24 protein-coding genes and 1 pseudogene are annotated in these 23,620 nt (G+C 42.9%); 15 read left to right on the top strand and 10 right to left on the bottom strand.

All coding sequences use genetic code 11. The features are described from left to right. Positions 1-2: 2 nt before the first annotated feature. Complete coding sequence (locus tag ACLL8Z_RS14215; protein WP_411275455.1) at positions 3-446, top strand: hemerythrin domain-containing protein; 444 nt, start codon at positions 3-5, stop codon at positions 444-446. A gap of 118 nt (positions 447-564) precedes the next feature. On the opposite strand, the gene ACLL8Z_RS14220 is transcribed toward ACLL8Z_RS14215, so the two are convergent. From ACLL8Z_RS14220 to ric, 5 genes are all read right to left on the bottom strand, one after another. Beyond that, positions 565-1,113: a fasciclin domain-containing protein gene (locus tag ACLL8Z_RS14220; RefSeq protein WP_411275456.1), complete on the bottom strand. Its 549-nt coding sequence runs from the start codon at positions 1,111-1,113 to the stop codon at positions 565-567. A gap of 120 nt (positions 1,114-1,233) precedes the next feature. Continuing rightward, entirely contained in the window at positions 1,234-1,566 is a 333-nt protein-coding gene (locus ACLL8Z_RS14225; RefSeq protein WP_411275457.1) for a metal-sulfur cluster assembly factor, read from the bottom strand. After that, positions 1,563-2,846 carry a hypothetical protein gene (locus tag ACLL8Z_RS14230; protein ID WP_411275458.1) on the bottom strand — a complete coding sequence of 428 codons (1,284 nt, stop codon included), beginning with the start codon at positions 2,844-2,846 and terminating at the stop codon, positions 1,563-1,565. The genes ACLL8Z_RS14225 and ACLL8Z_RS14230 overlap by 4 nt, the downstream gene beginning before the upstream one ends. Next, complete coding sequence (locus tag ACLL8Z_RS14235) at positions 2,843-3,667, bottom strand: DUF2249 domain-containing protein (protein WP_411275459.1); 825 nt, start codon at positions 3,665-3,667, stop codon at positions 2,843-2,845. Before ACLL8Z_RS14235 ends, ACLL8Z_RS14230 begins: the two co-directional genes overlap by 4 nt. A 16-nt stretch (positions 3,668-3,683) precedes the next feature. Next, positions 3,684-4,637, bottom strand: a complete 954-nt coding sequence (gene ric / locus ACLL8Z_RS14240) for an iron-sulfur cluster repair di-iron protein (RefSeq protein ID WP_411275460.1) — start codon at positions 4,635-4,637, stop codon at positions 3,684-3,686. 217 nt (positions 4,638-4,854) lie between these two features. Here ric and ACLL8Z_RS14245 point away from each other — a divergent pair, with 217 nt between their 5' ends. The 10 genes from ACLL8Z_RS14245 to ACLL8Z_RS14290 all read left to right on the top strand — a co-directional run bounded on the left by ACLL8Z_RS14245 (position 4,855) and on the right by ACLL8Z_RS14290 (position 13,931). Further along, complete coding sequence (locus ACLL8Z_RS14245) at positions 4,855-7,242, top strand: heavy metal translocating P-type ATPase (RefSeq protein ID WP_411275461.1); 2,388 nt, start codon at positions 4,855-4,857, stop codon at positions 7,240-7,242. Between the two features lie 11 nt (positions 7,243-7,253). After that, positions 7,254-7,409: a cbb3-type cytochrome oxidase assembly protein CcoS gene (gene ccoS, locus ACLL8Z_RS14250; protein WP_411275462.1), complete on the top strand. Its 156-nt coding sequence runs from the start codon at positions 7,254-7,256 to the stop codon at positions 7,407-7,409. A 236-nt stretch (positions 7,410-7,645) separates the two neighbouring features. Beyond that, on the top strand, positions 7,646-9,766 hold the full coding sequence (ccoN, locus tag ACLL8Z_RS14255; RefSeq protein ID WP_411275463.1) for a cytochrome-c oxidase, cbb3-type subunit I: 2,121 nt from the start codon (positions 7,646-7,648) through the stop codon (positions 9,764-9,766). Positions 9,767-9,869: 103 nt separating this feature from the next. Continuing rightward, the gene (locus ACLL8Z_RS14260; RefSeq protein ID WP_411275464.1) at positions 9,870-10,079 is read left to right on the top strand and encodes a hypothetical protein; all 210 of its coding nucleotides are present in this window, start codon (positions 9,870-9,872) and stop codon (positions 10,077-10,079) included. Between the two features lie 24 nt (positions 10,080-10,103). Continuing rightward, a complete protein-coding gene (locus ACLL8Z_RS14265; protein ID WP_411275465.1) occupies positions 10,104-10,988 on the top strand; it encodes a cbb3-type cytochrome c oxidase N-terminal domain-containing protein in 885 nt (294 codons plus the stop codon). Between the two features lie 11 nt (positions 10,989-10,999). After that, positions 11,000-12,382 carry a cytochrome c oxidase accessory protein CcoG gene (gene ccoG / locus ACLL8Z_RS14270; protein ID WP_411275466.1) on the top strand — a complete coding sequence of 461 codons (1,383 nt, stop codon included), beginning with the start codon at positions 11,000-11,002 and terminating at the stop codon, positions 12,380-12,382. A gap of 2 nt (positions 12,383-12,384) precedes the next feature. Continuing rightward, positions 12,385-12,810 (top strand): FixH family protein, encoded by a 426-nt coding sequence (locus tag ACLL8Z_RS14275; protein ID WP_411275467.1) that lies wholly within the window; start codon positions 12,385-12,387, stop codon positions 12,808-12,810. Further along, positions 12,807-13,490, top strand: a complete 684-nt coding sequence (locus ACLL8Z_RS14280; RefSeq protein ID WP_411275468.1) for a sulfite exporter TauE/SafE family protein — start codon at positions 12,807-12,809, stop codon at positions 13,488-13,490. The genes ACLL8Z_RS14275 and ACLL8Z_RS14280 overlap by 4 nt, the downstream gene beginning before the upstream one ends. 34 nt (positions 13,491-13,524) lie before the next feature. Next, on the top strand, positions 13,525-13,719 hold the full coding sequence (locus tag ACLL8Z_RS14285) for a hypothetical protein (protein WP_411275469.1): 195 nt from the start codon (positions 13,525-13,527) through the stop codon (positions 13,717-13,719). Positions 13,720-13,733: 14 nt separating this feature from the next. Next, positions 13,734-13,931, top strand: a complete 198-nt coding sequence (locus tag ACLL8Z_RS14290; protein WP_411275470.1) for a hypothetical protein — start codon at positions 13,734-13,736, stop codon at positions 13,929-13,931. A 57-nt stretch (positions 13,932-13,988) separates the two neighbouring features. On the opposite strand, the gene ACLL8Z_RS14295 is transcribed toward ACLL8Z_RS14290, so the two are convergent. Next, positions 13,989-15,374, bottom strand: coding sequence for an MBL fold metallo-hydrolase RNA specificity domain-containing protein (locus tag ACLL8Z_RS14295; protein ID WP_411275471.1), 1,386 nt, complete (start codon positions 15,372-15,374; stop codon positions 13,989-13,991). A 197-nt stretch (positions 15,375-15,571) separates the two neighbouring features. Next, positions 15,572-15,943, bottom strand: a complete 372-nt coding sequence (locus ACLL8Z_RS14300) for a hypothetical protein (protein WP_411275472.1) — start codon at positions 15,941-15,943, stop codon at positions 15,572-15,574. 521 nt (positions 15,944-16,464) lie between these two features. Here ACLL8Z_RS14300 and ACLL8Z_RS14305 point away from each other — a divergent pair. After that, a complete protein-coding gene (locus tag ACLL8Z_RS14305) occupies positions 16,465-17,301 on the top strand; it encodes a universal stress protein (protein WP_411275473.1) in 837 nt (278 codons plus the stop codon). A 293-nt stretch (positions 17,302-17,594) separates the two neighbouring features. Here ACLL8Z_RS14305 and ACLL8Z_RS14310 read toward each other — a convergent pair whose 3' ends face one another. Beyond that, on the bottom strand, positions 17,595-18,896 hold the full coding sequence (locus ACLL8Z_RS14310; RefSeq protein ID WP_411275474.1) for an acetyl-CoA hydrolase/transferase family protein: 1,302 nt from the start codon (positions 18,894-18,896) through the stop codon (positions 17,595-17,597). A 506-nt stretch (positions 18,897-19,402) separates the two neighbouring features. Between ACLL8Z_RS14310 and ACLL8Z_RS14315 the strand changes: the two genes are divergently transcribed. From ACLL8Z_RS14315 to ACLL8Z_RS14325, 3 genes are read left to right on the top strand one after another with little or no spacing between them, the layout of a single operon-like run. Continuing rightward, the gene (locus tag ACLL8Z_RS14315) at positions 19,403-20,002 is read left to right on the top strand and encodes a YceI family protein (RefSeq protein ID WP_411275475.1); all 600 of its coding nucleotides are present in this window, start codon (positions 19,403-19,405) and stop codon (positions 20,000-20,002) included. 38 nt (positions 20,003-20,040) lie between these two features. Further along, complete coding sequence (locus ACLL8Z_RS14320; protein ID WP_411275476.1) at positions 20,041-21,381, top strand: hypothetical protein; 1,341 nt, start codon at positions 20,041-20,043, stop codon at positions 21,379-21,381. A gap of 45 nt (positions 21,382-21,426) precedes the next feature. Further along, positions 21,427-22,050 (top strand): YceI family protein, encoded by a 624-nt coding sequence (locus tag ACLL8Z_RS14325; RefSeq protein ID WP_411275477.1) that lies wholly within the window; start codon positions 21,427-21,429, stop codon positions 22,048-22,050. A gap of 237 nt (positions 22,051-22,287) precedes the next feature. Here ACLL8Z_RS14325 and ACLL8Z_RS14330 read toward each other — a convergent pair whose 3' ends face one another. Both ACLL8Z_RS14330 and ACLL8Z_RS14335 read right to left on the bottom strand, forming a co-directional pair. Next, positions 22,288-22,713, bottom strand: coding sequence for a hypothetical protein (locus ACLL8Z_RS14330; protein ID WP_411275478.1), 426 nt, complete (start codon positions 22,711-22,713; stop codon positions 22,288-22,290). 366 nt (positions 22,714-23,079) lie between these two features. Further along, positions 23,080-23,620: pseudogene (locus ACLL8Z_RS14335) on the bottom strand (hypothetical protein); the annotation flags it as partial.

The following is a 23,620-nucleotide window of genomic DNA, read 5'->3' on the forward strand; positions in this document are numbered from 1 at the left end:
TCATGAAAAGACATATTGCACTAGTTCCTTTGTCCCGTGAACATCATGGGGGCTTAATCCTGGCCAGGCTGCTTCAAAAGGGTGCACCTCTTTATAAAGGCCTGCCAACAGATTTACAAGGCAAAGCTCAGTACGCAATCCAATTCTACAATGATGATTTAATAGAACACTTCGACCGTGAGGAGAAAATCGTACCGTTGGTCAGCGATGTTGATGTGCAGCTGGACGAACTCCTGACTAATATGGTTGAGGAACATAAAGTACTTCATAAGTTATTCAGAAATCTCATGGATCAAGCTGATCATGCCGACCTTGCATCGCGGCTTGATGTACTGGGAAAAACGCTGGAAGGCCACATCAGGAAAGAAGAACGCCAGCTATTTCCATTGATACAGGAAAAAGTCGTTTCAGAAACGATGGATAAAGTGCAGGAATTATTGTCATAAATTCCAATCAGGCCTGCGGCAATCGCAGGCGTTGCCGTATATTGGTTAACAGCCTGCATTCGCCTCTCAATCCGGCCTATTTGAATATTCAGGGCTCGCCCCTGGTTAGACAATTTATTTACTTTGGAAGTAAAACCCCATCGATAACGTGTATCATTCCATTAGACGCAGGCACAGAAGCAACAATGGTTGCTGTTCCGTTTACCATCGTTTTCCCGTCCTTCCTGGTTATTGTAATATTGCCTCCGTTGACTTGACCTATAATCTGTCCGTCTGTGAGATTTTCAGCTTTAAAAACTCCAAGGGAAACGTGGTATTGTAAAATATCAGCAAGGTCATCTTTCTCTTCTGGCGCGAGCAAACCTTCAACGGTTCCGGCAGGCAGATTGTCAAACGCTGCATTAGTTGGGGCGAATACGGTGAACGGCCCCGCATTGCTTAATGCATTTACAAGTTCGGCAGCCTGGACAGCCTTAACAAGAGTAGTGTGGTCCTCACTGCCAACGGCAACCTGGACAACATTTCGCTGAGAAAGGTCATCCTGAACTCCTGACTGACCGGCTTGACTAACGCCAGCTTCGGTAGTCGCGGGCTCTTCTTTTATATTGTTACAGCTCATTAAAATGTAACTGCAAACGACTAACGATAATGTTAAAATCTTTTTCATGACTGTTTGGGTTTAAGTTTAATTCATATACAAAATATCCATTATTTCTATGCGAAAAAATGATCGAAGTCACTTATCAGCTTTATTTTTAGGGATTTAGGGTTATTATGAATCTTCCGTCTATTCCTCCAGCTGCTGCCGTCCCGCTCTGGAGATATAGTCGGGTGACCAGGCAGGTTGCCAGACCAGTTCAACATTTTTAGAGCTGTCCGGAAAATGTGAATCAAGCATGTTTTCCACCGCACCCACAATCGCAGCACCCATTGGACAACCTGCGGAAGAAAGAGTAATTTCTACCCGGATTTTTTTAAGTTCATCATCAATATCAATGCCATACAGAAGTCCCATATCAACGATATTAATACCAAGTTCAGGATCGATAACCTGACGCAAAACCCCAGCCACCTTTCCCTTAGACATAACCTCTCTCCTAACAAATTCACCACTGCTCATGTTGTTTCGCTTTTAGGTTTGTGAAATAACACTATCATCACATTAAACAGGTATGTGAGGGCGACAATTAAAAAACAGCCTAGCCCGACATCGATTAGTATTGCTGATTTAAAAAACATGCCTGCATAAAATGTCATGGTAAACAGAAGGAATACAGCGAACTGCATTTTCAGCAATCCGTTATTATACAGGTCCGCAGGCATTGGAATAGGATCCTTACCCGCAAGATGCTCGTAATGCCTTATCCAGACTATAAAAGGAAGTGTTTTAAAGGTTTGCCCCAGAACAAGAGCGCTTATCCAACCCATAAAAAGCAAAGAACCGTACAGCGTGGTATAGTTCACTGCCCTGGGATCTGACCGTAGATGATTAGAGACAATTAAAGGAAGAACAAAGATGGCAGTTACGAGCAATAACATCGATAATAAAGTATGCCAGATCGGAAGATCAATTGCTTTTCGCATTCGCGACCGGAAGCAGTCAGCAACAAAAACTAACCAGCATGCAATTCCCGCCAGTGCGATGGCCGCTGCACCATAAGTTTTCATATTGAGTCCCGAAAAATAGGTGTCGACTACAAATAAGGCAAGTCCGCCATTTATCAAATAATAACTCCAGGATAACAATTGGCTTTTTTGGTTACGGGATACCAGGAACATTGGAATGAGTTTTGAACTGACACCCGTTATAAGCATTAAAAACCAGCCCACCAGCCCCATATGCGCATGCAGCTTCAAAAACAGGATATGATCTTGCTGCAAAAACGCGTAACGGAAATTGAACACCATCATCGTTCCCAACAAAGCGGTTACGATCAGCCAGATGCAGGCCGTAATTATAAATTCCTGATGTATATCATTGCGGTTCTGTTTAGCGGTGAGAAAAACGTTTGCACCAAACAAGCTTATGCCAGCTAAGAGTAGCACGCTGCCGCATTGCATGTGAATTCCGGGCTGAAAAGCCCAGAAAGAGTAAACCAGCGCAATAAGTCCGCTTACAAATAATCCTATACTGATCCATCCGGCTTTATGACTGTATAACTCTGTTTCCAGTATTACCGGAAGCAGCTGATAAACTGCCCCAAAGATGATTAGTGTTCCCCAGCCTAAAGCAGCCATGTGAGTCACAGCAAGCAGCTGCGGATGAAAATAATGCCCGGTTAGGTTCCCTGCCGCAAAGAGCAGCATCACCGCAAGACTCACAAAACATATAGCGGCAACCAGATAATGTGCAGCAACAAGTCTGTATAACAGCGGATTTTGTGTACCAACCGAATTCATGACCTCCGTATAAGCATATTTACTTCTCCATTCGCCGAATGCTGGATAAAATACTTAAACCCGCGTTCTGCAAGCTCCGGCAAAAGGTAAACCGGTATTTTTTTATGAAAAACAAAAAGGGCTTCGTCCGGCTCCAGTTTCGAAAGATGGTCCAGAATCGTCATCATCGGCAGCGGCATTGCAAGATGCCGTACATCGATCTTATGAATTTTTTCCGGTGGGAAGGACTTCACCTGCGTATCAAATTCCTGGTCAGAAATCACCGGGTCAGGGATATCAACGGAGGGTTCAGGTATTACAATACTTTTCCCAATTCTAATAAACCATGTGAAAACTGTGTTAATATCAGGTCTTTCAGTCCACGTTTTGAACCCCTGTTTTTCAAGAAGGCTAATCAATGGCAGTGGTTCAAATGTGTTAACGATCTTTAAGCATTCATCGCTTTTCAGCTCTTTGCATTTTTTAAGGATGAGCTTAAGCGGGTCTTCTCCCCCGGCCAACATGGGTCGTACGTCAAGTTCCATAACCTTTAGATCCGTGATAAAGCCTGGAGCACCCATTTTTTTACTGTATGGGGACAAGGGTAGCTCTACAGAACCCTCAATTTCAAACCCTATTGATGCCATCTTATCTAAAAATCCGCTAAGTTCACAACCACCAATCCTGCAAGCATCCACAATACTAACTCTTCTGGCTAAAAGATTCCGAAGGATGGGGTTTCTTAGCTTATTAAAATTAGAATTAAACTCAGCTAGCGCATCTATAGTGGCAGGGTTTTTCTTAATAAGTTCGGAAATTTTAGTCTTCGCGTTGATGACCATTGCATTTATAAATTTTCTATGGTTTAACTTGTTCTTTTTCAAGAGCAATAGCCTTCGGGAAAAGAATATTGTTTTCCAGGTGGACGTGATTAAACAGATCGTTCTCAAACTCCTGTAGTTTTTTGAACAATATAGTGTAAGAAGTACATGCATCTAAAGGCAGCTTATAATCTTTTGTCAAAGCTCGTATTGAGGCCATGTCCTCGCCTGCCTGCTCATGTTCCACCTCCATCATCTGCGTGGGTGTCCGGATGCTATCAAAAATTTCAGAAGAAACTGGAGCATCATCCGTTTTTCCCATTAATCCTTTTATAAACGGAAATACAATATTCTCCTCTTTAAGTACGTGTAAGCTCAGATCCCTGCCGAGCTGATTAAACGTTTCAGCAACTTCTATAAGTTCCGGGTGCTGTGTCCCATGTACCAGTGCAACTTTATTGGCAAGCTCGGTAATAAAAGGAACATTTGTTTTAACGTATTCATGGTGGGTATTAACAATGTAATCCGCAAGAAAGTCTATTTGCCAGTTATCAAAATTATTGCCATTCTGAGACGCCATCATATTAACAGATTCAAGCTCAGCTTTCACCTGGTCGGGATTAAGCCCTTTGGTTTTGCAAACCTCTTCAACCGTTTTCTTTCCGCCGCAGCAAAAGTCTATACCCAGTTTTTTAAACACCTGAGCCTTACGATAATCTTTAACAACGATCTCCCCAATGGTTTCCTGATGTGCTTCTTCGCCAAGCTTTTGAATCCTTACTTTCCAGCAAACAGGACCATTTTCCAGGTAATCCCAGGAGAAAATATTTCCACGTTCACCTAATAACTGGTAATACAGTGGCTTCGGATCGTGATCATTATGTATTATAAATCCCTCAGTGGGTGCTAAGGAATCAAACTTGTCAAAAATCTGAGGGTGTTTAAACCGGGGCTCAATGAGAGTCACATCCAGGATATCTAATGTTTCCATATTCAAGTATTTAATCAATTATATTGTCTGGTACAAAGCACAGAAGATAAAAGCAGATATAATATGATTTGAACCATTTTCACCCGTCCAAATACGTGATCTTCGTTACCTTTCGGACTCATAAATGCCAGATAAAAATGACTTGCATCACTATTTAGAATAAGCAGAATCATTGACAGGACGCGGGTGAAATTTAACCTTTACAGAAATTTATTAAATGAATAGCCCAACGTTAACAGTCGATAAATGCTACCACTGCGGCACCGCAATTCCGGACTATAATTACGCCCTCGACGAAAAACAGTTTTGCTGCATTGGCTGCAAAAGTGTGTACCAGTTGTTATCGTCCACCGACATGTGCAGTTACTACGCCTACAATGATATGCCGGGCCAAAAACAAGTGCAATCCAGCAAACATCTGGAATATCTTGACGAGCCATCCATTATTTCAAAACTGGTGGATTATACAGATAAACAATTTACAACAATTACCTTTTATATTCCAGCCATTCATTGCAGTTCGTGCATCTGGCTGCTGGAGCACCTTCACAAGCTAAACACCGGCGTTATTTATTCCCGTATCGATTTCCTTAAGAAACAGGCTTTGATCAGCTTCCGGCATCAGGACATCTCACTGAGGGGTCTCGTCGAGTTAATGAGTACTGTGGGATATGAGCCCTTAATCAGCCTGCAGGATGTCGTCAAAGAAAAACAGCAATCTGTAAATCATGATCTGATCAAAAAAATTGCAGTAGCAGGCTTTTGCATGGGCAATGTAATGCTGCTGAGTTTCCCTGAATACCTTGGACTCGCTTCTTTCGAGCAGCAATTCCGCTCTTTGTTTGGCTGGCTTAACCTGGCATTTTCTATTCCCGTTACATTCTATTGCGGGCGTGAATTTTTTGTGTCTGCCTGGGGTGCATTAAAACATAAACTGATTAACCTGGACGCACCATTGGCATTGATCATTTCAGTTCTGTTTCTTCGGTCGGCCTTTGAGATCTTAACCCAGTCAGGACCCGGATTTACAGATACCTTAACAGGGCTGGTATTCCTGCTCCTCTGCGGCAGGTGGGTGAAGCAGCGCACCTATTATCACCTGTCATTTAAAAGAGATTACCGATCCTATTTCCCTGTCGCCGTTACTGTCATAAAGAATGCCTCAGAAAAACCAGTCGCTATTGAGGAGCTTACCGTGGGCGACAGGATCCTTATCAGAAATAATGAGATCGTTCCTGCCGACGCTATTTTAATGAAAGGGTACGGTTTAGCCGATTTCAGCTTCGTAACGGGGGAAACAATACCGGTGAAAAAAGTACTTGGCGAGATTGTTTATGCTGGGGGCAGACAGATCGGAGAGGCTATAGAGCTGGAGATAGTAAAGCCTGTATCGCAAAGCTATCTGACTTCGTTATGGAACAACGACACATTTACCGGAAAAAAGGACGAGAATAAAAATTTCAATGACACTATCGCCAAATATTTCACCATCGTAACATTCTCCATTGCTATCGGCGCCACATTATTCTGGCTTATGGCCGATGATCAGGGAAAAGCCTGGAACGCTTTTACGGCAGTCCTGATTGTGGCCTGCCCCTGTGTACTAGCTCTAAGTACGCCGTTCACCTTGTCTGCAGTACTCACAATTTTCGACAAACATTCCTTCTTTTTAAAAAGTACAGATACCGTAGAACGGCTCGCGCGGGTCGATACGATTGTGTTCGATAAAACAGGAACAATAACTTCACCTGAAGTTCCGCAGTTTTCGTTTTCCGGGGAATTGACCGATGAAGAGAAGCTGATCGCAGCATCCCTGGCGCGAAATTCTATGCACCCGCTCAGCCGCGAAATAGTCTATTGGTCCAAAGCAGACAATTACTACCCGGTTACTGCATTCCAGGAGATTCCCGGCGATGGCCTTACCGGAATGATTAATCAGCAGTTTGTGAGAATTGGTATTGGGGTATCTGCCGCTTCCAAAGATGAGCCAGGAAACAGTACCGTGGTCCATCTGGAAATCGGACATCACTACAAAGGATATTTCAGTATAAAACATGCCTGGCGTCCGGATCTGGAAAAAACCTTTATAGAGTTATTCCCGGGTTTCGATATGCATTTACTTTCGGGCGACAACTCCCGCGAGAAAGACAACCTGAGCCGCATTTTTCCCTACCCAAATCAAATGAAATTTCGACAGTCCCCCCACGATAAAATGCTTTACATCAAAAATCTTCAATCCCATTCTGCAAACGTGATGATGATTGGTGACGGCCTGAATGATGCAGGAGCGTTAAACCAAAGCAATGTCGGCGTTGCAGTTAGTGATAACACAAACAATTTCAGCCCTGCCTGCGATGCTATTCTCAATGGCAAATCGCTCAGCAGTTTACCCACTTTTATACGACAAGCGAAAGATGGAGTTAAGACGATCAGGTTTAGTTTCGCTATCTCTGCATCATATAACCTCATCGGAATTTATTTTGCTGTACAGGGTACTCTATCACCCTTAACCGCTGCGGTACTAATGCCTTTAAGCACAATTACTATCCTCACCTTCACCTCACTCGCCACTCGATATTATGCGATGAAAAATAAACTTTCTTAATACCATAAGACATGAATATCCTGTACTTTCTAATTGCCTGCAGCATTTTAATCGCCCTGATCTTTCTCGCCGCCTTTTTCTGGGCAATGAAAGACGGCCAGAACGACGATATGCAGACCCCCGCAATAAGAATGCTCTTCGAAGAGGATAAACCGGAGAAGAGTTAACGGCAAAAGACTTTCCACAAAACGCTGTCATTGCGAGCGAAGTGCGGCAAAAGACTTTCCACAAAGCGTACCCGGTCTGTATATCCGTCCAGCCCAACAACGACCAGCCAACCTGCTACCGGCACGCAAGGCAACCAACTAGTGACGAACATCACACTTTGCCCTAATCTCCATCACTCGCTTATAAATCCCTCATCGATAATTTTACACTCAGAATACAAACCCACTTTTTAAATATGCAGCTCGAAAAATTTCAATACGACAATAAGATTGTCCGAGACTTTGGTATCGCCACCGTAATATGGGGCATCATCGGAATGTCTGTAGGCTTGCTTATCGCTTTCCAGCTTTTTATACCCGAAACAAACCTGGGCAATCAGTACACAACTTTCGGGCGGATCAGGCCCCTCCATACGAATGCCGTCATCTTTGCCTTTGTAGGTAATGGTATCTTCATGGGCGTTTACTATTCCCTGCAGCGATTGCTTAAGGCGCGGATGTTCAGCGATGCGCTGAGTAAAGTTCACTTCTGGGGATGGCAGCTCATCATTGTTGCCGCGGCAATAACGCTACCCCTCGGGCTTACCACTTCGCATGAGTACGCTGAGCTCGAATGGCCCATCGATATTGCAATCACTGTAATCTGGGTGATTTTTGGCGTCAATATGTTTGGCACCATCATCAAACGGCGGGAAAGGCATATGTATGTAGCTATCTGGTTCTACATCGCCACGTTTGTAACCGTTGCTGTCCTCCATATTGTAAACTCCTTTCAGCTTCCTATCTCAGCTTTTAAAAGTTATTATATCTATGCGGGCGTACAGGACGCGCTGGTACAATGGTGGTATGGCCATAATGCTGTAGCATTCTTTTTGACGACTCCTTACCTGGGGATGATGTATTACTTTTTGCCTAAAATGGCTAACCGTCCGGTATATTCCTACAGGTTAAGTATACTCCACTTCTGGTCACTGATCTTTATCTATATCTGGGCCGGTCCTCACCATCTTCTTTATTCTTCCCTTCCGGGATGGGCGCAATCTCTCGGGGTAGCATTTTCCATTATGCTGATCGCACCAAGCTGGGGCGGGATGATTAACGGGCTCCTGACATTACGCGGTGCATGGGATAAAGTGCGCGATGATGCTATTCTGAAGTTCATGGTTGTTGGTATAACCGCTTATGGTATGGCCACGTTCGAGGGCCCTCTGCTTTCTCTAAAACAAGTGAACGGAATCGCACACTTTACCGACTGGATAGTTGCACACGTTCACGTTGGTGCTCTTGGATGGAATGGCTTCCTCACCTTCGCCATTTTGTACTGGCTGGTACCACGACTTTACCAGACAGAAATGTTTTCAAAAAAACTAATAGGCTTCCACTTCTGGATTGGCACACTGGGCATACTCTTTTATGCTATTCCCCTATACCTTGCCGGATTTGCCCAGGGTCTGATGCTGAAAGAATTCACACCCGAAGGCTTGTTAAAGTATCCGGTATTCCTGCAGACTATTGTCGAGATCCTCCCTATGTATATTTTCCGTGCGGTTGGCGGCTTGTTGTACCTTATCGGGGTGATTGTAATGACTTACAACCTGGTGAAAACAATGAAAAAGGGCCAGCTGCTTGCTAATGAACCTGCTGAAGCTGTTTCCCTTGATCCTGTATTTGTACCTCAGCATGGAGAAGACACATGGCACCGTGGACTTGAACGACGCCCGATGGCTTTTATGGTATTATCTATCATCGTAATCCTGATCGGGGGGATGGTCGAAATGATGCCAACTTTTATCATATCTTCGAATGTTCCAACGATTGCGAGTGTGAAACCCTATTCGCCCCTCGAATTGCAGGGCAGGGATATTTATATCCGGGAAGGATGTGTTAACTGCCATTCCCAAATGGTTCGCCCATTCCGGTCAGAGACCGAGCGTTACGGTGATTATAGCAAAGCCGGCGAATTCGTGTATGACCACCCCTTCCTGTGGGGATCTAAACGCACCGGCCCGGATCTTCACCGCATAGGCGGCAAATACTCAGATGCATGGCATTTCAACCATATGCTGGATCCTACAACTATGTCGCCGGGCAGTATTATGCCCCCATACCCATGGCTTATTGATCAAGTACTGGACACCACAACAACCACAAAAAAGATCAGTGCGATGCGGACTTTAGGTGTGCCTTATGCCGACAATTATGAGAAAATAGCCAATAGCGAACTTAACACACAAGCCCAGGCCATAGGCGATAACCTTTTAAAAGAGAATATTAAAGTCAAAAACGATCGCGAGATCATTGCCTTAATCGCTTATATGCAAAGGCTCGGAACGGACATTAAGGTAAAGAAGGAGTGATACGTTGTACGTTCAACGTTGTACGTCTAACGCACCAGAAGTAAAACTTACAACGTAAAACGTACTACCAACTCAGAACTTTAAACTTAAAACTCTTAAACAAATGTTCAAACAATTCATACAAAACTTCATCGACAGCAGGGTATATCTGATATCATCCCTATGGTTGTTTCTTATTTTTTTTATCCTGGTTGCAGTCATGCTTTTCCGCATGAAAAAAAATCACATCGAGTATATGAGCAACTTACCGATCGAAGAAAATGACAACACCGCTGATAACGAACCTGGCAGGTCCGAAGCGGCAGGCCATTAAACCGGAGCAAACATAACGTACGACATGAAGAAGTCACTATTTCTAGCATTAGCATTTATTCTACCAGCAACAGGGATTGCACAGGAAACAACGCCGGTTTCTGTAGCCGGTACATCCAGCACTTTCCATATGGACATCCTGATCGGGGCATTCATGGTAACGGCTTTGTTGATTCTAATGGCGGCGCTGGCCATGTTAAAGGCATTCAAAGTGGTAGCCGAAGAGATGGTTCATCCTAAGCCGTTTGTTGCGCCGGAGGTAATTCATGCGAAAGAGTATGAAGACTCGAAAGAACTGAAAATGTCAGCGCCAGGAATATGGACAAAGCTGCTGGGTCTTAAACCACTATCAGAGGAAAAAAACATCATGTTTGAACACCAGTTTGATGGGATATCTGAACTTGATAACCCCACACCAGCCTGGTTTATGTGGCTTTTCTACGGAACCATTGCATTTGCATTTGCCTATATGATGTATTTCCACGTATTGGATTATGGACTTTTGCAGGATGAGGAATATGAGATCGAAATGGCTGCAGCAAAAGCTGAGCGTGGAGTATTTCTTGCTTCGTCTGCGAATAATATGGACGAAAACTCGGTTCAGGACAGTAAAGAAGCAGATGTTCTTGCTGCAGGCAAGGCTGTGTACACCACCAGCTGCATAGCTTGCCACGGAGATAAAGGTCAGGGCTCAGTGGGACCAAATCTGACGGATCCTTACTGGATCCACGGGGGCAAAATCGGCAGTATATTTAAAACAATAAAATACGGAGTGCCTGAAAAAGGAATGATCGCCTGGGAAAAAACACTGACGCCGAAGCAGATATCAGATCTTTCTAATTATATCCTCTCTCTGCAAAATACTAACCCGCCAAACGGAAAAGCACCCCAGGGCGATAAGGAAGGCTAAACATAGCAACGATGAAAGACGGGATGGTAAACATGACCGGGGCCGGGGCGACCTCAAATAAGAGGATATGGATCTATCCAAAGATTATAATTGGAAATCTATACCGGTACCGGAGCTGGGTAAGTTACATCCTGCTGATCACGTTATTTGCGACTCCATTTATAAAGTTCAATGGAGAGCAATTGGTACTTCTGGATGTTCTGCAAAGGAAGTTCATCATTTTTGGTGTCCACTTTATGCCCCAGGATTTCTACCTGTTCGTGCTTGCCCTCCTTAGCTTCATGGTGTTCATAGTTTTATTCACCGCAGTGTTTGGCAGAGTCTGGTGCGGCTGGGCATGTCCCCAAACTATTTTCATGGAAATGGTTTTCCGCAAAATCGAATATTTCATAGAAGGCGACGCCCGACAACAGAAAGAACTGAATACGGCGGCCATGTCGGGGTTGAAATTCTTCAAAAAGACTGTAAAGCATACGCTGTTTGTTCTGATTTCGTTTTTGATCGCTAATGTCTTTCTTGCGTATTTTATTAGCTCCGATACCCTAATCAAAATTATCACCGAACCTGTAGCAGAGCATGTCTCGGGGTTTCTTTCGATCCTCATCTTCACAGCTGCATTCTATCTTGTTTTCGCCCGCCTCCGTGAGCTGGTGTGTACGGTCATCTGTCCGTATGGCCGCCTGCAGGAGGTGTTGCTAGACCGGAAATCCCTTGTTGTAGCTTACGATTATAGACGCGGGGAGCCACGCGGGCATATCCAGAAAGATACCTTAGAGGTAGCTGGCGACTGTGTTGACTGCGGGTTATGCGTACAGGTTTGCCCGACCGGAATTGATATCCGCCAGGGAACCCAGATGGAATGCATAAACTGTACTGCTTGTATAGATGCCTGTGATATGGTGATGGAAAAAACTCATCGGCCGCTCAGGCTTATCGGATTTAAATCAGAAGAAGATATAAGCGACAGAACCGCGTTCCATTTCAGCAAACGAGTGTACGCCTATGCCCTGGTTCTGGTAGTTCTTTTTACCACTCTTACAACTTTATTGATTACCCGATCCGACATCGGTGCGACAATCCTGCGGGCAAGCGGCACTATATACCAATTGCGGGAAGATGGTACAGTCAGCAATCTATATAATGCCGAGCTTATCAACAAAACATCAGGTCCAATTAATTTCAGCATCAACATGCCGGACAAAGAAACGCGCATTCAATACATCAACCGAATTAATAAAATCAAGAAAGGCGAGAGCGTCGAACTCACATTTTTTCTAATACGCCCTCAGCGTTACACTAACGAATATAAATCGGGGATCACTTTGGGAATAGTTTCCGGCGGCAAGGTTATAAGCAAGGCCAAAACTACTTTCATAGCTCCTCCAAACCTTTAAATATGAACTGGGGAACAAAACTAACAATCGGTATGATGTTATTTATGGGGTTTATTGTCACACTTGTGAGCCTCATGATAAAACCACACAAAGCGGATTCGCTGATCGAAACCGACTATTATGAAAGAGGGCAGGCATATGACCGCGACTATAATGCCATCCATGACGCCAAAGAAGACCAGATGGTGCCTGCTATTAAAACCAGCGAAAAAGACTTAACAATCGTTTTCCCAAATCCTGTTACTTATACCATCATTCTCCGGAATTTGGCTAATGCCGATATGGACCGGACTTTCAAGAGCGATTCCAGCAGTACAGAAGCTATAATTCCCCGTCGGGAATTGAAACAGGGGGCCTGGCTGTTACGTATCGGGTACAAGTCTGGGCTTAAAGAATATCTTTATCAGGATAAGATCAAAATACCATGAGTTATCAGAGTCTGGCTTTTTTCACCGGTTTATTCGGCAGCCTGCACTGCGTGGCGATGTGCGGGCCGCTGGTTATGGCGATTCCATTTCAGGGCAGCGTCTGGTATAGCTTTACGCAAAAAATCATTTATCAGCTGGGCCGGATACTAAGTTACTCTTGTCTGGGTTTCGTAGCCGGATCGATTGGCAGCCTGTTCAACATTCTCGGACTGCAGCAGGCACTGAGCTTTGTAAGCGGCATAATCCTCATAACCATAGCGATGTACCATTTCTCAGGTAAGATCCCGCGTGCCTCAAACAAGTTTTATCAGAAAATCTTCAACCCGCTGGGTAAATTTTTGAGCCGCTGGATGAGTAAGCCTTACGGCGGCCTCTTTGCAGGCGTGCTCCATGGCCTTATTCCATGCGGAATGGTGTATATGGCTATTGCTGGCTCGCTCAATACCGGATCGTCATTTTCAGGAAGTGAATTCATGTTCTATTTCGGCCTTGGTACAACGCCCCTGCTTGTGATGTCCTCCCTGATCCCATTGGTCTTGCAAAAGTTCCGGGCACCGCGGCTGCTGATCCCGGCACTGTTTTTAATCGCCGGCTCCTTTTTAATCATCAGGGCACTAAACCTGCACATCCCACACATATCGTCGCCGGTGATGTCAGACAAAGAAATATCAGTTTGTTAGCACCATGATACCGTCAGGTAATACTCTCCGTATAATGTGCAGCATATTGCTCTTTATTGTATCGCTGAATGCTCTTGTGGCAGGTTACAGATTCATTACCGACCTTACAGGCACTGGTATGGAGCTTTCCGCCGCATATCTCCATAATTCTCCTTTTTCTAACGAAACTGCCCTATCCCCGCCACACCCCGATGTACAGAAATGGCTGCGCATGGATGTATTCGTGTAGTTAACCCTGAACAATTGGTCGGGCTTTTTCTGATTGCTGACGGCATAGCCCAAAAAGTGCCGGCCGTACGTCAGGCTATGAAGCCTTACAAAAGAACAAGGACAACTTTCATTCGCCCGATACCGATTATTATAACCTACCTGAGCGGTGAGGTTCAGAATGGTGAGCTAATTAATTTTCCCGACCTGTACAGCAAAGACCTGTCGCTTTAAAAAGACATGAAACAAGGCCTTAAATAGAACTATATTCAGACAGGAGGTAGACTAAGCCTATACGGGTTCGCAAAAGAAAAGTACGTTTTGCTGATTCGGCTTCATTATTTTCACAGGAATATTGAAAGTATCCTTAATTTTAACCCGCAGCGTTTCCAAAGCATTATGTTCGCCATGAACCAGTATGACCTGCTGCGGCCGGTTTACAAACTTGCTTAACCAGTGCAGAAGTTCAGATTGATCAGCATGGGCCGACAGGCCCGTTATTTCTCTCACCCGGACATGAACAGGATAATAGGCCCCATGGATCTTCAATTCATGATTCCTATTCTGGAGGGCACGACCTCTTGTTCCTTCAGCCTGATAACCCATTAACAGTACAACATTTTTCTGATCACTTACATAGTGTTTCAAGTACTCTAGTACCCGCCCGCCCGTTAACATTCCGCTTGCAGCCAGTATAATCTTGGAACCCTTTCTTTGTATGATTTCTTCAGTTTGCTGAAAATCGCTGTTAATTGTAACACCTTCCTTAATCGAAAGCCAGTCTTGTTTATCCACCTTGAAAAACCCAGCATATTTATCTGATATTTTAGTTGCTTCTGCAGCCATTGGACTGTCCAAAAAGACGGGGATCTGGGACGGTATTTTTTTTTCTTTCTTTAATTTGGTTATCATAAACATTAATTCCTGTGCGCGTCCGACGGCGAAAGTAGGAATCAAAATATTCCCTTTCAATTTGACCGTTTCATTTATAATATCCGACAATTGCTCTGCAGGATCTTCCGTACTGTGGAGTTTATCACCATAGGTAGATTCCATGATGACATAATCCGCAGTTGTGAAATAATCCGGGCTTTCCAAAAGCTGGCTGCTTAGGCGTCCGATATCTCCTGAAAAGACAATCGTATGTCCGTAACACATCATTGACACGGAGCCGGCTCCAAGAATATGGCCGCTCGGTTTGATCATAAAACTAATATGTTCATTAAGGGTAATCAATTCATTAAAAGAGACGGCTTTAAATAGTTCCAGAGAATTTTCAGCATCCTTAACAGTGTATAGCGGCAAGGCCGTACTGTGTTTCGAATAGCGGAACCGGTTAGCCCTTGCGGCGTCCTCTTCCTGAATCTTTGCGCTGTCCAGCATGATCAGCCTTGCAAGGTCACGCGTTGGTTCGCTCGAGTAAATCTTGCCCCTGAAGCCTTTCTTAACGAGCAGCGGAATATATCCGCAATGATCCAAATGAGCGTGGGTTAGTATAAGGACATCGATATCTCCTACCGGGATCGGTAGCTTCTGCCAGTTCTGCTCCCTAAGGGATTTTATTCCCTGGAAAAGCCCGCAGTCGATCAGAACATTTAAGCTGGGGGTGGTCAGAAAATGTTTGGAACCGGTTACAGTTTCCGCCCCGCCAAGAGATTGCAAAATAACAGCATCCATAATACCAAGAATTGATTCCTAAAAATGGATATACCAGTGAGTTTAAAATATGACAGCCGACAATTTTTTATATGATCATGATCACTCTCCAGGTTTTAAAAAATAGAATTAAAAATAAAGATATATGCACTGGATAGCGTTTTGTTAGTTTTTGAAATTAAACCCTGAGGCTTTAGCACCCGTTCTTTTGTTATTAATTACAAAATATTGGCGAGGGCCCAGATAATCATTAGCAGGTGGATCGCAATGCTCAGAACAAACGAATTAAATGTAAACCTGAAGGCTGCACTGCCCATGTTTGCGATTACGTTAATGAAAAACAAAGTCATGCTGATGAATAAAAATGTCGCTGTCGGGCCGTCAAAAGAATAAACTAATAAAAAATTAATGGGAATAAGGATACAGCCATGAAGCATTAGCGATCCCAGCCACCACGCAATGGCGTATGGTTTTTGAGTGTCAACAAATGACAGATATTTATCCCAAATGCCAGGGGAAGCGATCTGATTTGCAGATTGATAATTAAATGCTGCAGGTGTTCTATAAGAGATGTTTTTATCATTTGCCATAGCTTTTGTTTTTATACTACAAAATTGCCCCAAATCACCCAGCAAAGAAATGACCAGCATCACAAAAAATTATGATTGATTACTTGTGCTAGCATCAGTATTGCAGATTCTGACTATTTCAAAGTAAGAAGTTCAGAAGATGTAAAAGTTATTAACAGAGTCGTTTGTGATGATGATCACATTAAATTGAAAGAAGCATCATCCTTTTAAAAGCTTAGTCCTTTTAACTTTAATAACATTAAAGGTGATGACCAAGAGCACTCTACGACTTCTGAAGCTGGCGAAATGTTTGCTGTTGATAATCGCCTTTGCGCTGCCGTCGAAAACAGTTGTTGGCCAGACTTTCAACCTTTCTTGTGCGGACGTATTATTAACGGAATTGCGCGCGAAAAAGTCTGGACGATGAGCACACAAAAAGCAGGTGGAAGTACTGAAATTCTCTACTTAAAAGGTAGGTGTGAGGATGTGCGTTCATACATTACAGCTTGAAAGATTGAACGTTAACATTAAACTGATGAGATATGAAAACAATCCTGGTATTAATCGATTTTTCTAAAAAAGCAGAACGAGCAGCTCTAACAGCCATAGAAATTGCCAGGGCAGCAAAATCCCACGTTCAGTTATACACAGCCTTCCCAGCAGCCCAGGTGTATCCTTCTGAAGTTGGCTTATATCCTATTTATGAGAATTATGAAGAAGAAGAAAAGATAGTCGATGAAAAATTAAAAGCTCTGGCAAATAAATTAATTAAAAAGCTCGGCAAATCAGACCCGCCATTAGTGGGCTGGACAAGCCGGCCGGGCAGCCTTGCAGAAAGCATTGAATCATTACATCCATGGCTTATTGTTATGGGCGGAAAAAGCAAAGATGGTGCGTTCAGCCATTTCATGTTTGGAAGCAATTGCGAGGCAGTAATAGATAATGCGTCCTGCCCGGTACTGGTAATTCCGGAGAAAGCAGAGTTAAAACTCATTAAAAACATCGCTTTTGCTACCGATCTTAATCCCGCCGAGAAAGACGCACTTTCTTTTGTAGAGGACTTTGGGAATTTATGGGATGCCGCCATCACCGTACTGCACGTATCAGATCCCGAGGCTACCCAAGAGAGCAGGGACAACCACCGTTATGATTTTAACGCTGTTATTTCAGGTCGGAAGTATAGGGATATCCATTATGCCGATGTACGGGGAAAAGATGTTGCACAAGCCCTTGCAAGCTATTCAGATTATAAAGCCTTTGATATGATTGCTGTCGCGCACAAAAAGCGCTCCTTTTTTGGCCAGCTCGTTCACAAAAGTATTAGTAAAACCCTTTTGAATTATGAGCATGTCCCTGTTTTAATATTGAATCGAACTTAAGCTTATTGAAGCCAATCCGTTGACGAAAAATATTGTTAGAGAGTATACTTAATATAGAACGTATGAAAAAATACTTATTCCGACCGACTTTTCAGCGAACTCAATAGCCGGTTGAGGTTTAATTGGGCAAGCCAACAAAATGCTGAGCCGACATTTGTGCATGTACTTAAAATATTATGAGCGTCTCGCGGGTCAGATAAGTATTACGAAACCTATGCAACACAAAAGGAGATGTCCTGCAGACTATCCTTTTGAGACAGCCTCCTTCTTCTATTCGGGCAATACTGCAGGTGTTATATATACTTCCCTGTATCCCGCTTCACGAACCTCTGGTGAAAAGCCAGCTCAAGTGCTTCCTGGTGATCCGGATGCGCAACGGAAATCAATGCACTCGCACGTTGTTTGAGGTTTTTGCCAAAGAGGTCCACCATACCAAATTCAGTTACTACCCAATGCACATGTCCCCTGGTGGTAACAACCCCGGCTCCTTCTTTTAAGAACGGCGTTATGCGACTGATGCCTTTGTTAGTTTGTGACGGAATTGCAATGATGGGCTTGCCTCCCTCTGATAATGCTGCACCGTGAATGAAATCCATCTGGCCGCCAATTCCGGAAAACTGGTAGCTTCCAATCGAATCGGCACAAACCTGGCCTGTCAGGTCGATTTCAATCGCACTGTTAACAGCGGTAACCCGGGGGTTTTGCCTGATGATGCTCGTATCATTTACATAGCTGATATCCATTACCCTGACTGAAGGGTTGTCATGTACAAAATCATATAGCCTGCGCGTGCCGGCTAAAAATGCCGTTACCGAAAGACCCACATTCTGGCGCTTCTTGCTATTATTTATTACACCTTTCTGAATCAGGTCAATAACCCCGTCTGAAAACATTTCGGTATGCAGGCCCAGGTTTTTATGATGGCTAAGATTCTGAAGAACCTGATCGGGAATGCTTCCTATCCCCAATTGCAGAGTAGCTCCATCCTCAATTAAGGATGCTACATTATATCCTATTTTTTTAACTACTTCATTTACCTTGGCGGAATAATCCACCTCTGGTAATGGCCATTGCTTCCATACTAATGCCGAGATTCGGCTGATATGAACAAAACCATCACCGTGAGTGCGCGGCATTAAAGGATTTACCTGAGCTATGACCGTTTTGGCAGTATCAACGGCAGCCCGCGCTATATCGACAGAGGTCCCTAATGAACAATACCCATGCACATCAGGTGGTGAAACCTGTATTAAAGCTACGTCAATAGGAAGGATCTCCTTCCGAAAGAGCTGGGGAATCTGGCTTAAAAAAATGGGAACATAGTCCCCATCGTTGCTATTGGCAACGTCACGCGTAGCCTCAGATACGAACAGGGAATTAAAAAAGAATGAGCCACGGTGCTCGGGGCGGTCGAAATTAACATCGCCCAAGGTGGTAATGCTTACCAGCTCCACATCCCGAAGTTCCCGGTAACGTACCTGAAGCGCCTCTACAAGACAAATTGGTGTGGCGGCGCTGCCATGGATGAAAACGCGGTCGCCAGATTGTACCTCCCGTACCGCTTTATCGGCCGTTGTATAATTGAGATTGTCCATTGTTAGTTTATATTTATCGAAAAGTACAAAACCTGGAAGCAGATTCGCCGGATTAGTTGCTCAGTAATTAATTATTGTTTTACAATTTACCTGAGTTCGATTAGTAATTTTTTAAAGTTCATGCATTTGGGCGTCCGGGCGGGCTTTTCGTTACAATCTTTTCGCCCTGAAGAAGGGCAAAAAGCCTGCCTGCCGGACAGGCAGGGATTTTCACTACAATCCCCGCCAACCTTAGTAAGCATCAGAATCCCATTCCGAAGCTGGCGACTCCCGCCAGAGTTTCTTTTTGCAGGGGTTTACTATAATAAACCCAAAGGAAGTTTTAAGAATTCCTTTCCAGAACTTCCTTTTTTATTGTTCCCATATCACTGTTTTTGTATTTCCATAGATATCAAAATAAACCGGTTTTGTGTTGTAGATCACTTTTTTTAACACCTTATATCATTCTCGGCTTATTGGCTCCAGAATACCTTTGACTGAAAAATTAACAAACAATGTTCACTGCCATGAGTAATTTAAATCTTAGCACACGAAAGTACTTTTCCAGGTTTCTCCTCCTTATAACAGTATTAAGCATTCACGCTTTTACTCAAAAAGCTACAGGACAGAGTTCTTACAAAAGCACTGTTGGTTCGCAAATCAAAGTGAATGGAACCTCTAATATACACGATTGGATAATGAGCGCTACGAACTTCAACTGTGAAGGTAGTTTTCTTTTAAAGAACGACCAGTTACAGGATGTTACTGCTCTAAACTTTTCACTTCCTGTTACCAATCTTAAAGGCAAAGAAGACCTGCTGAATAAAAGGGCGCACAAAGCCTTAAAAGCAGAACAGTTTAGCAGAATTACGTTTCAACTAACAAATGCTACTGTTGTAGCACAGCAAAAATCTATTAAGGTAACCGGAAATTTAACCATCGCCGGGGTAACAAAGCGGGTATCCATACAAACTAATTATACGGTTAACGGGGAGGAACTTACCTGCAAAGGTTCCCAAAATATCGATATGAGCGATTTTAACATAAAGGCTCCAACATTTATGATGGGAGCTTTAAAAGTAGCAAATGAGGTCACAATCGATATTCTATTAAAACTAAAGAATTAAAAGCCTGAATCATTAAATCTTACTTATTAAATATAAAAATGAAGATTCAAATTTCTAGTATTCTGAAAAAAGCAGCTCTTACCACAATGCTGGTAAGCCCACTTGCTTTGATGGCACAGTCAGACAAACTGCAAACCGAGGTTGCCAATCTTCGCCCCTACGATAAAATCGGGATAAACGTATTCGAATCACCCAGAGATACTCTTACATCATTTAACAAAGTGAAGGTGCAATTTGGAGCTGGTTTTACTCAGTCTTTCCAGGGATTAAAACACGAAAATACCTCAAGAGGCCTGTATAGAATGTCGCCCGGGTTTAACACAGCAAATGCCAACCTATTTATGGATGTGCAGTTAGCAGACGGTATCCGTTTAAATTTAACCAGTTACCTCTCTTCCCGGCACCATAACGAAACCTGGGTAAAGGGCGGATATATTCAATTCGACAAGCTTCCCTTTAAAGGCCAGATCTGGGAAGATATTATGAAAGTAACCACCATTAAAATCGGTCACATGGAAATTAACTATGGCGATCAGCATTTCCGCAGATCAGACGGCGGAGGAACTATCTATAATCCTTTTGTTGAAAATTATATTATGGATGCCTTCACTACAGAAATTGGCGGAGAAATATTGGTAAGAAAGAATGGATTATTTGGATTGCTGGGTGTTTCAAACGGCATGATAAAAGGGAACATTGATAGCCTGGTTGCTACACCTCAAGATGCTAATATTCGCAAATCTCCGGCCCTTTATTTTAAAGGAGGCTGGGACAAACAACTGAATCACGACATGCGTGTCCGCCTGGCAGTGTCATACTATGGCAACAAAAGTTCTGGAGGCCAGACACTTTACGCAGGTGATCGTACCGGTTCTAATTATTTCATGACTATGGAAAAAATTGGAAGTACTGCGACTGCACAATTTACCTCGGGCCGTGTAAATCCCGGTTTTAGTAAAAAAGTTGAAGCTATACAGCTTAATGGATTTGCTAAAGCATACGGACTTGAATTGTTTGGGACCTTCGAAGTTGCTAAAGGAAGAACTAAAAATGAAACAGCAGATAGAAAAGCCAGTCAGTATGCAATTGATGCTGTTTATAGATTAGGTAAGGCCGAAAATCTATTTGTCGGAGTTCGATATAATTCCCTGGATTACAGACCTGCCAACATAACCGCGGTTGGAGCACTTCCGCCTATAACCTATACTCAGGATGTAAAAGTTAATCGTTTAGCATTTGGTGCTGGATGGTTCTTAACAAAAAATGTATTGTTAAAGGGAGAGTATGTAACTCAAAAATATAATAACCTGCCAGTAGCCGATTACCGTAATGGCGGTAAATTTAACGGATACGTTATCCAGGCAGTTGTTGGATTCTAAACAAAAGTTTCTCAAAAGCAGGCTGAGTTCTTAGCCTGCTTTTTTATGGTATCCAATCAAGCTATGTGCCGCTTCCAGCCTATATTATTATTCTCCATTTTGTTGCTCTCTGCGTTTAACATCCCGATGGGCAAACCCTATTTAACAAGGTGGGTAATCACTAAAGGCTGCTATTTAAAGGTGCTCGGCAGTACTAATGTCAATAAGTTTGGTTGCGTTATTGCAAATTTTTATAAACCAGACACCCTGACTTTTTACAAAGTAACTAACTCTGAGAGTCTGAAAATGACAGGCAGCCTGAAGCTCGATGTACAAAATTTTGATTGCCTTAATCTGGTGATGACCGCAGATCTACGAAAAACTTTAAAAGCTAAAGATTTCCCTCATCTGATTATCAGATTTATTAGCCTAACCAGGTACCCAGATCTTAATGACCAGTCAAATCTCGTGAAAGGGACGGTCACTATTGAACTTGCTGGTATAACAAGGCAGTTTCAAGTTGATTACAGATTTATTTCGGATGAAGCTAAGTCCCTAACATTAATAGGAAACCAGAAAATAAATTTTTCTGATTTCAAAATTATTCCTCCCAGGAAGATAGGAAGCTTGATCCAAACCAATGATGAGCTGGATGTAGAGTTTAAGTTAAAACTGAAGGCCTTAGACTAGCCAGATACCAATGTATGATCTAAATTATTTTTACCAGATGAAGCCCATAATATGGTCTCCGGCTACCACTATTGATTTTTATACCCTAAACTTAAAAGCTATGATCATAGAGAATGAATCAGAATTACAGGAGCTGTAAATTAAACAGACATCATTTGTCCGAACTTGCCTTCTTTGATGAGGAAGTTAAGTTTCTTAGAAACGTAGAAGAATAACGGAGTTTGCTATGTTTTGAAATTATTTAACAGTGGACAACTCAGCAGCCGGTGCGGCGGTGGTGTAAAGCACGCGATTTTTAAATAGCTGGAATTTCTCGGCGTTTATATAGATATCTGACTCAAGCTTGTTGTACAAAAGCATCAATTTATAGTCGATAACCGGATCGACGGTTTTCAGCAGCGAACCTAGCAAGTGCATAAAATCGCCAATCTGTGTTCTTAGACAAGACTGTTTTTCCTCCATTTTTGCCGCGTCTATGAAGCGTTCTGCTACTGTGTCGATTTCATGTCCTATGATTAGAACGTGGCAATTTATCCCTAAAAGCCCCTTTAGAAACATCATTTCATCGTTCTGAAAATCAAGCTCCGAGAGCCATTGTTTGCTTCTCAGGTATAATTCCTGAAGTTCGGCCCCTAGTTCGTCCTTTTCTATGGAAGTTGTCATGATGTTGAAATTATACCCAAATCTCATCCTTAAATCGCGGAAAAATCATGATGCAACGCAGGATATGAAATGATCTTCATCATTAAATACGGGATTGAAATGGAAATGTAAACCAGTAAGTAGTCTACATTTAAGCAACTGAGTTTCTTATTTTACAAAATCAATATATCCGTTAGACGTGCACCTTTTTTGATCCTGATCGCAAGGTTTTAAAAGCCTTTGCGATGCTTAGAAACGCCCCACTAAATTCGCAAATATCATGAAATGCCTAAACGCGTTATTCTATGATTAAAAACAAATAAGAAAATGAAATTTTAGTTCAGCCATGTTTAAAAGTACATTTCACTTCCAATCAAATTGGCTTCATTATTTAGATATGGTAAACTCGGGAAGGTACATAATTTCTCCTCCTTTCATTGCTGATTCATGAGCTAGTATACCTACACATACGATATTAGCTGATTGAATAGCGTTGGGGTATGGTTGGCGGCCTTCCATAAGAGCATTAAGAAATTCATCTACAAGATGCGGATGAGAACCTCCATGACCTGATCCTTGAATAAATGACAGATGCTGATTATCATCTGAATCATAAACACCCGCGCTTGTAAAGTGCTGAATTTCCTTTGGCAATAAATGTGCAAAGTCTGGAATTTCTACCCTTGAAGGAGATTCGCCGGTATGTATAACGCTTTCTTCATTTTCAATAAGAGACCATTCAAATGATTTATTAGAGCCGTATACGTCAAAACTTTCGCGATATTGACGAGCGGTATTAAATAATGAACGAGTAACTTCAGCAGAAAGATCTGAGTTTTTTAATTTAATATGACAAGTTTCTATTGCAAAAGGAGAACCATATTTAGAAATAAGATTCGAATCGATGGTGCCGGAACCAAAGCATGAA

The organism is Daejeonella sp. (assembly GCF_046590655.1).
GTDB lineage: Bacteria > Bacteroidota > Bacteroidia > Sphingobacteriales > Sphingobacteriaceae > Daejeonella.

What these genes read in the sequence shown, in the direction of transcription:
- ACLL8Z_RS14215 (WP_411275455.1), top strand. Translation starts at nt 3, where the DNA reads ATGAAAAGACATATTGCACTAGTTCCTTTGTCCCGTGAACATCATGGG.
- ACLL8Z_RS14220 (WP_411275456.1), bottom strand. Translation starts at nt 1,113, where the DNA reads ATGAAAAAGATTTTAACATTATCGTTAGTCGTTTGCAGTTACATTTTA.
- ACLL8Z_RS14225 (WP_411275457.1), bottom strand. Translation starts at nt 1,566, where the DNA reads ATGAGCAGTGGTGAATTTGTTAGGAGAGAGGTTATGTCTAAGGGAAAG.
- ACLL8Z_RS14230 (WP_411275458.1), bottom strand. Translation starts at nt 2,846, where the DNA reads ATGAATTCGGTTGGTACACAAAATCCGCTGTTATACAGACTTGTTGCT.
- ACLL8Z_RS14235 (WP_411275459.1), bottom strand. Translation starts at nt 3,667, where the DNA reads ATGGTCATCAACGCGAAGACTAAAATTTCCGAACTTATTAAGAAAAAC.
- ric (WP_411275460.1), bottom strand. Translation starts at nt 4,637, where the DNA reads ATGGAAACATTAGATATCCTGGATGTGACTCTCATTGAGCCCCGGTTT.
- ACLL8Z_RS14245 (WP_411275461.1), top strand. Translation starts at nt 4,855, where the DNA reads ATGAATAGCCCAACGTTAACAGTCGATAAATGCTACCACTGCGGCACC.
- ccoS (WP_411275462.1), top strand. Translation starts at nt 7,254, where the DNA reads ATGAATATCCTGTACTTTCTAATTGCCTGCAGCATTTTAATCGCCCTG.
- ccoN (WP_411275463.1), top strand. Translation starts at nt 7,646, where the DNA reads ATGCAGCTCGAAAAATTTCAATACGACAATAAGATTGTCCGAGACTTT.
- ACLL8Z_RS14260 (WP_411275464.1), top strand. Translation starts at nt 9,870, where the DNA reads ATGTTCAAACAATTCATACAAAACTTCATCGACAGCAGGGTATATCTG.
- ACLL8Z_RS14265 (WP_411275465.1), top strand. Translation starts at nt 10,104, where the DNA reads ATGAAGAAGTCACTATTTCTAGCATTAGCATTTATTCTACCAGCAACA.
- ccoG (WP_411275466.1), top strand. Translation starts at nt 11,000, where the DNA reads ATGAAAGACGGGATGGTAAACATGACCGGGGCCGGGGCGACCTCAAAT.
- ACLL8Z_RS14275 (WP_411275467.1), top strand. Translation starts at nt 12,385, where the DNA reads ATGAACTGGGGAACAAAACTAACAATCGGTATGATGTTATTTATGGGG.
- ACLL8Z_RS14280 (WP_411275468.1), top strand. Translation starts at nt 12,807, where the DNA reads ATGAGTTATCAGAGTCTGGCTTTTTTCACCGGTTTATTCGGCAGCCTG.
- ACLL8Z_RS14285 (WP_411275469.1), top strand. Translation starts at nt 13,525, where the DNA reads ATGTGCAGCATATTGCTCTTTATTGTATCGCTGAATGCTCTTGTGGCA.
- ACLL8Z_RS14295 (WP_411275471.1), bottom strand. Translation starts at nt 15,374, where the DNA reads ATGGATGCTGTTATTTTGCAATCTCTTGGCGGGGCGGAAACTGTAACC.
- ACLL8Z_RS14300 (WP_411275472.1), bottom strand. Translation starts at nt 15,943, where the DNA reads ATGGCAAATGATAAAAACATCTCTTATAGAACACCTGCAGCATTTAAT.
- ACLL8Z_RS14305 (WP_411275473.1), top strand. Translation starts at nt 16,465, where the DNA reads ATGAAAACAATCCTGGTATTAATCGATTTTTCTAAAAAAGCAGAACGA.
- ACLL8Z_RS14310 (WP_411275474.1), bottom strand. Translation starts at nt 18,896, where the DNA reads ATGGACAATCTCAATTATACAACGGCCGATAAAGCGGTACGGGAGGTA.
- ACLL8Z_RS14315 (WP_411275475.1), top strand. Translation starts at nt 19,403, where the DNA reads ATGAGTAATTTAAATCTTAGCACACGAAAGTACTTTTCCAGGTTTCTC.
- ACLL8Z_RS14320 (WP_411275476.1), top strand. Translation starts at nt 20,041, where the DNA reads ATGAAGATTCAAATTTCTAGTATTCTGAAAAAAGCAGCTCTTACCACA.
- ACLL8Z_RS14325 (WP_411275477.1), top strand. Translation starts at nt 21,427, where the DNA reads ATGGTATCCAATCAAGCTATGTGCCGCTTCCAGCCTATATTATTATTC.
- ACLL8Z_RS14330 (WP_411275478.1), bottom strand. Translation starts at nt 22,713, where the DNA reads ATGACAACTTCCATAGAAAAGGACGAACTAGGGGCCGAACTTCAGGAA.